This is a genomic window from Nocardia niigatensis NBRC 100131 (genome assembly GCF_000308655.1).
Classification (GTDB): Bacteria; Actinomycetota; Actinomycetes; order Mycobacteriales; family Mycobacteriaceae; genus Nocardia; species Nocardia niigatensis.
In genome coordinates this window covers 349471-355691 of record NZ_BAGC01000071.1, presented here as the reverse complement: position 1 = coordinate 355691, position 6221 = coordinate 349471, and the positions used below count along the sequence as shown (strand labels likewise).

4 protein-coding genes, 1 tRNA gene and 1 pseudogene are annotated in these 6221 nt (G+C 68.8%); 4 read left to right on the top strand and 2 right to left on the bottom strand.

Translation table 11 applies throughout. The annotated features are described in order from the left end of the window. Both ON33_RS30885 and ON33_RS30880 read left to right on the top strand, forming a co-directional pair. Positions 1–234: pseudogene (locus ON33_RS30885) on the top strand (AAA family ATPase); the annotation flags it as partial. 3 nt (positions 235–237) lie between these two features. Further along, complete coding sequence (locus ON33_RS30880) at positions 238–1533, top strand: DUF58 domain-containing protein (RefSeq protein WP_040862591.1); 1296 nt, start codon at positions 238–240, stop codon at positions 1531–1533. Here ON33_RS30880 and ON33_RS30875 read toward each other — a convergent pair. Continuing rightward, positions 1511–2317 carry an RDD family protein gene (locus tag ON33_RS30875; RefSeq protein ID WP_051153112.1) on the bottom strand — a complete coding sequence of 269 codons (807 nt, stop codon included), beginning with the start codon at positions 2315–2317 and terminating at the stop codon, positions 1511–1513. The two genes, ON33_RS30880 and ON33_RS30875, sit on opposite strands and share 23 nt — an antisense overlap. 190 nt (positions 2318–2507) lie before the next feature. On the opposite strand from ON33_RS30875, the gene ON33_RS30870 reads away from it, so the two are divergent. After that, positions 2508–3560 carry a stage II sporulation protein M gene (locus tag ON33_RS30870; protein WP_083869406.1) on the top strand — a complete coding sequence of 351 codons (1053 nt, stop codon included), beginning with the start codon at positions 2508–2510 and terminating at the stop codon, positions 3558–3560. Positions 3561–4346: 786 nt separating this feature from the next. Here ON33_RS30870 and ON33_RS30865 read toward each other — a convergent pair. Further along, positions 4347–4432 (bottom strand) — tRNA-Leu (locus ON33_RS30865). 291 nt (positions 4433–4723) lie between these two features. Here ON33_RS30865 and ON33_RS30860 point away from each other — a divergent pair. Next, on the top strand, positions 4724–6130 hold the full coding sequence (locus ON33_RS30860; RefSeq protein ID WP_040862590.1) for an FHA domain-containing protein: 1407 nt from the start codon (positions 4724–4726) through the stop codon (positions 6128–6130). Positions 6131–6221: the final 91 nt, after the last annotated feature.

Genomic DNA, 6221 nt, shown 5'->3' with positions numbered 1-6221 from the left:
TCCCCCGCGGTGGCGCACGGCGCGTCCACCCGTGGCGCGACCGCGCTGATGGCGGCCGCACGCGCCTTCGCCTGGCTGAACGGCCGCGCCTACACCACACCCGACGATGTGAAAGCCGTTGCGACGGCGGTGCTCCGGCACCGGCTGCACCTGCGGCCCGAGCACGAGGTGGAGGGCGTCACGGCCGAGGGCGTGATGGCCTCGCTGCTGATGTCCGTCCCCGTCCCGGTGTAGGGCGTGGTCGTCACCGGCCGGCTGGCCGCCGCGGCGGTGCTCGCGGCCCTGTTCGTCACGCTGGCGCTGCCGTCGTGGCTCGGCGTGCTGCTCGCCACCCTGGCCCTGGTCGCGCTGATCGCCGCCGATCTGCTGCTGCTGGGATCACCGGGCGCGCTGGAACTTTCGCGTGCCCCGATCACCACGGTGCGCACCGGCCGCAGCATCGAGGTGGAGCTGGCAGTACTCAATGGCGGCGCCCGGCCGGTGCGCGGCACGCTGTGGGACGACTGGCCGCCCAGCGCGCACGCCCGCCATCGCACCCACACCCTGAACCTGCCGCCCAACACCAGGATTCGGCTGCGCACCGAGTTGACGCCGGACTATCACGGCGACCGGGTGGCCGGTCCGGTGACGCTGCGCCTGCTGGGCCCGCTCGGCATGGCCGGCCGCCAGGTGCGGCGCGAGGTCCCGGCCCGGCTGCGCGCGCTGCCCCCGTTCCACAGTGAGCGGCTGCTGGCCTCGAAGGTCAGGCAGCTGCAGCATCTGGAGGGCCGCAACACCACCGCGATTCGCGGGCAGGGCACCGAATTCGATTCGTTCCGTGAATATGTCGCGGGCGACGATGTGCGCACCATCGACTGGCGCGCCACCGCTCGCGCCGATGACGTGCTGGTGCGCACCTGGCGGCCGGAACGCAACCGGCACGTGGTCATGCTGCTGGACACCGGGCGGGTGAGCGCGGGCCGCGTCGGCGACGGCACCCGCCTGGACGCCACCATCGAGGCGGCGCTGCTGCTGGGCGGGCTGGCGGCGTCGGGCGGCGATTCGGTGGATCTGCTGGCCTACGACCGCCGGCTGCGCACCGAGGTACGCGGCATCGGCGGAAAGCGCTTGCAGATCAAGCTGATGCACGCCCTCGCCGGGCTCACTCCCGAACTGGTCGACACCGACTATCAGGGCGTGCTGCGGGCGACGCTGCGGCGCGCCCGCCGCCGCAGCCTGGTGGTGTGGTTCACCCATCTCGACGCCGCCACCGTGCAGGAGGGCCTGCGGCCGGTCCTGCCGGTGCTGACCGAGCGGCATCGGGTGCTGGTGGTCGCGGTGACCGATCCGGAGGTGGCGGCCGCCGCCACCCGCCGCTCGAGCCTGGACGACCTCTACGCCGCGGCCGCCGCCGAGAATGTCATCGCCGAGCACGCGGTGGCCCGGGAGACGCTGCGCCGCATGGGCGTCCGCGTCATCGCCGACGCGCCCGACCGGCTGCCGGAGGCGCTGGCCGACGAATATCTGGAACTCAAGCGGACCGGAGCGCTGTAGCCGGGACGGCCATCGGACGCTGCTGCACGAAGGGCGGCGGCGGGATCTCCCGCCGCTGCCGCTCGGCCAGGACCGCGCCCAGGATCTGCAGCGGCGGATAGCCGTTCGGCGGCAGCGTGCGCAGGCTCATGCACACCGTGATGACCAGCGTCCGGCCCAGCCCGTCCTGGACCTCGGGCGTGAGGGTGCGAAACCGCAGCAGGTATTGCCGTGTCGCGAGCGCCGATTCATCGGAGAGACCGGACAGGTCGAGCTGCCGCGCCCAGCCCGCCAGCCACGGCGGCGGCACGGCCAGCGCCGCGAAGGGCAGGCGGGTGCGGTCGTGCACGACGACGGTGCCGGCCAGGGCGTCCCCGACCCGCCGGGCCTGGGGTGAGCACATGGACACCACGACGGCGATCAGCCCGGTGCCCAGAATCCAGAAGTCGACGATCCCGGCGAGTCCGCGCGTGACCGCGTGCCGGAAGTCGACGGGCCCGCCGTCGGTACGCACCACCCGCAGCCCGACGGCCATCTTCCCCACCGAGCGCCCCCGCGAAAACGTCTCGAACAGCACCGGATACCCGATCAGCGCACCCACCGTGGCCACCAGCACCGCGGCGTCCCGCCACGCGGAATCCGCGTCCATCCACACCAGCAGGGCTTCGAACAGCAGCACCAGCACCACGCCGATCACGGCCTGCAGCAACAGGTCGAGCAGGAAGGCCGCGGCCCGGGTGGGGATCCGCGCGATCGGCAGTTCGACGGCCACCGCCTCGCCGGTGGTGAAAAGTGCGGTGTCCAAATTGCCCTCCGCTTCGCTCCGGGCGGGTTCGCGGCCCTGGAGGTCTCGTTCTTCCCTCCTCCGCTCCCCCGCTTCGCTCCCCCGCTCCGTCAGTCCAGAACGAGACGGACCGCGAACCTTCTCGGCATGCGCTGCCGGGTGGAAACACGGTGGATAGCATTCTGTCAGCCGTAGCGCAGGAGGGGTACTCGTGGATCTGGATGCCTATACGTACGTTCACCGGCCTTCCTGGCAGCGCCTGGATCAGTTGGCGTCTCGCGCGAAGCGGCTCACCGGCGCGGAGGCCGACGAGCTGGTGCGGCTGTACCGCCTGGCGTCACAGCAGCTGGCCCGCTTGCAGTCGCGGGAGGCGGATCCGGAGCTCATCGCCGGGTTGTCGGCGGTGCTGACCCGGGCGCGCGGCCGGATACTGAGCGCCCGCTTCGACACTCCGCGGGAGATCGCCTACTACTTCACGCACCGGTTCCCGGCCGCGGTGTATCGGGCCTGGCCCTGGTGGCTGTCGGTGGCGACGGTCTTCCTGCTCGGCTCGGCGGCGCTCGCCGCGTGGGTGGCCACATCGGAGGCGGCGCGCCGGCATCTCGGCCTGAACACGAATACAGATGCCTTGACGCGGCCCGGTGGCGAATTCGAGACCTACTACTACGAACACTCGCACGACGCGTTCGCCGCGAAGGTGTGGACCAACAACGCGTGGGTGTCGGCCATGGCGCTGTTCCTCGGGGTGCTCATCCTGCCCGCCGTCTACCTGCTGTGCATGAACGCGCTGAACCTCGGGATCAGTGCCGGGCTGATGGCGGAGGCGGGGCGGCTGGGACCGTTCTTCGGCTGGATCCTGCCGCACGGAATGCTGGAGCTCACAGCCATTTTCGTGGCCGGCGGGGCGGGTCTGAAGCTGGGCTGGACGCTGATCGATCCAGGCCGGGAGAGCCGTCCGCAGGCGCTGGCGCGGCAGGGCCGGGCGACCGCGGTGATCGCGCTCGGACTGGTGGGCGTGCTGCTGGTGTCGGGTTTCCTGGAGGGCTTCGTCACGCCCAGCGGACTGCCCACGGCGCTCCGGGTCGGCCTCGGCGCAGTGGCCGAACTGGGTTTCCTGGCCTATGTATTCGGGCGCGGCCGCGGTGTGGTGCGGGAACAGGAACGCCTGCTGTCGGAGCGGGAAGCGGCCGATCGCCCGGAGCACATCACGGGCTATTCGATCGAACAGGGTCCGGAACGGGTTGTGGGAGTGGCGACTTCGTAGTCGCGGCACCGTTCGGATTGAGTTCCACTGGCCGCAGCGAGTCCGGCTCAGCTGCGGCCAGCGTTGCCGATGACTCTACACAATCGTTATGGCTACGCAACCTCCGACTTGCCGCCCGGGCGTATAACGCGACCAGGCGAAATGCCCTTTCCCCGTAGGGAACCCAACAAGATCGCTAATTTCCGGCATACGCTTTGCGGGCGGTCTGCGGAGGGGTCCGAAACTACCCCCGCGGTCGCGTTTCGGGACCCGTTTCAAACCCTTGCGCGCGATGCGTTTCGAACCCCGTCGGGAGGTTTGCCGAAAACTCGCAAATTTTCCGCTCATGATCGGCTGAAGCACAGTTAAGCTGGCATTTCATCCCAGCTCAGCACGATTGCCCACCGATCGCTCAGGATTAAACAAACCTCAAGTTTGTTTCGAATGGTTTTCGCTAAATGATCATCAGGCATTGCCGGACGGTAATCGGGCGCATACCCGCCACGGCATCTTCCGGCAAACGATTTTCGCCCCCCAGAGCCCCCAGAAACGGCCTCCGGCAACGCCTTTGGCGACCAACCCCGAAGAGGGTGTGCGATCTTCGTCACATCCACTCTGACCTGCGCGCTTTCGAGTCCCGCTGAGCGGAACCCGGCAGCGCCAGGACTCACGCCATGATCTCGCCATCCGGCCGGCCCCGAGCACCACGGCCGAGCCGATCCGGGCACCACGCCTTCGGGTATGAACACCCGACCCCGGAAATAGAAGAAGGCCCCCGATCCGAATCCGGATCGGGGGCCTTCTCCATGGTGGGCGAGGGGGGACTTGAACCCCCACGTCCTTACGGACACTGGCACCTGAAGCCAGCGCGTCTGCCATTCCGCCACTCGCCCTGAGCGACGGGAAGAAACGTATCACGGGGTCTGCACCAAAACGAAATCGCCTGGTTATCGGGGGTGCGGAGGAGTGATCACGATCCGGCCTCGACCCGGGAACCTCGGCTCGCCGCCAAGAGTTACAGGTGTGGACGATCGTGGATATCATGCAATCACCGTGTCCTTGCGGCGACACGCCATGTCCGCGTGTTGCTATTCCAGGACACATCTCGCACGTTATGGCCGGTCAGATACATGACACGACGCACGCTCCCGACCGGAGCGGCAGGACCCGAGAAGGAGGGGGGCATGGGAATTGTTTCCCGGTTCGAACGCCGTCTCCAGGGGGCTGTCGGCGATGTCTTCGCCCGCGCCTTCGGCGGCAGTGTCGTGCCCCAGGAGGTCGAGGCCGCCCTGCAGCGCGAGGCCGCCGATCACATCCAGGATCTCGGTGGCGGGCATCTGCTGGCTCCGAACAGCTATGTCATCTCCATCAACGAGTCGGATCTCCGGCAGCTCGTCCAGGGCGAGGGACAGCCAGATCGCGATCTCGCACAGCAGGATTACGAGCTCACGAAGCGCGCGTTCGCCAAACATCTGCAGGACTACATCCGCGAGCAAGGGTGGCAGACCTACGGTGAAGTGCACGTGGAGTTCGAGGCATCCCCTACGCTGCACACCGGACAGTTCAGGACACGCGGCCGGGTCGATCCGGACGCGGGTGGGCGGGCAGGCCCGTCACCGGGACCTGAACGCCCACAACGACCCAACCCGCAACCAGGAGCTGGCCCCATGACGCAGAACTCAGGCTACGACCCAAGCCGTGAGCCCGCGGAGTCCGATCCGCGGAACCGCGGGTACGCGCCCCCGCCTGCGGGCCGTCAAGGTCAGCAGGGTTACGGCGAGTACGGCCGCGGTGGTCAGCAGGGCTATGAGCAGGGCGGCTACGGCCAGTCCGAGCAGGCCTACGGCGACTACCAGAACGGCTACGACTACAACCAGCAGCAGGGCGGCGGCTACGGCCAGCAGCAGGGCTACGCCGACCAGAGCTACGGCCAGCAGGGCTACGGCCAGTCCGAGCAGGCGTACGGCCAGCAGAGCTACGCCGACCAGGGTTACGGCCAGCAGCAGCACGGCTACGAGCAGGGCTACGGCCAGTCCGAGCAGGCGTACGGCCAGCAGAGCTACGCCGACCAGGGTTACGGCCAGCAGCAGCAGGGCTACGGCCAGCAGGGCTACGACCAGGGCGGCTATGGCCAGCAGGGCTATGCGGAGCAGGGTTACGGCCAGCAGCAGGGCTATGGCCAGCAGGGCTACGACCAGTACTCGGAGCAGGGCGGCTACGGCGACGATCAGGGCTACGGGCAGCAGCAGGGCTACGCCCAGCAGCAGCAGGGCTACGGCGCCGCGCCGGCGCGCAGCGGCTCGGGCTACTCGGCCACGCTGCAGCTGGACGACGGCTCCGGCCGCACGTACCAGTTGCGCGAGGGCAGCAACATCATCGGCCGCGGGCAGGACGCGCACTTCCGGTTGCCGGATACGGGAGTTTCCCGGCGGCACATCGAGGTTCGCTGGGACGGCCAGACCGCGATGCTCTCCGACCTCGGTTCGACCAATGGCACGCTGGTCAACGGGTCACCCGTGCAGGATTGGCAGCTCGCCGACGGGGATGTCATCCGCGCCGGACATTCCGAGATCCTCATCCGGATCGTCTGATCCCGTAAGCTCGCGGTGCAGGTCACGATATGGCGCGGAATTCCTCGGTCGTATCGTGATCGCAACCGGTCGACGGCCCTATGATGCTGCC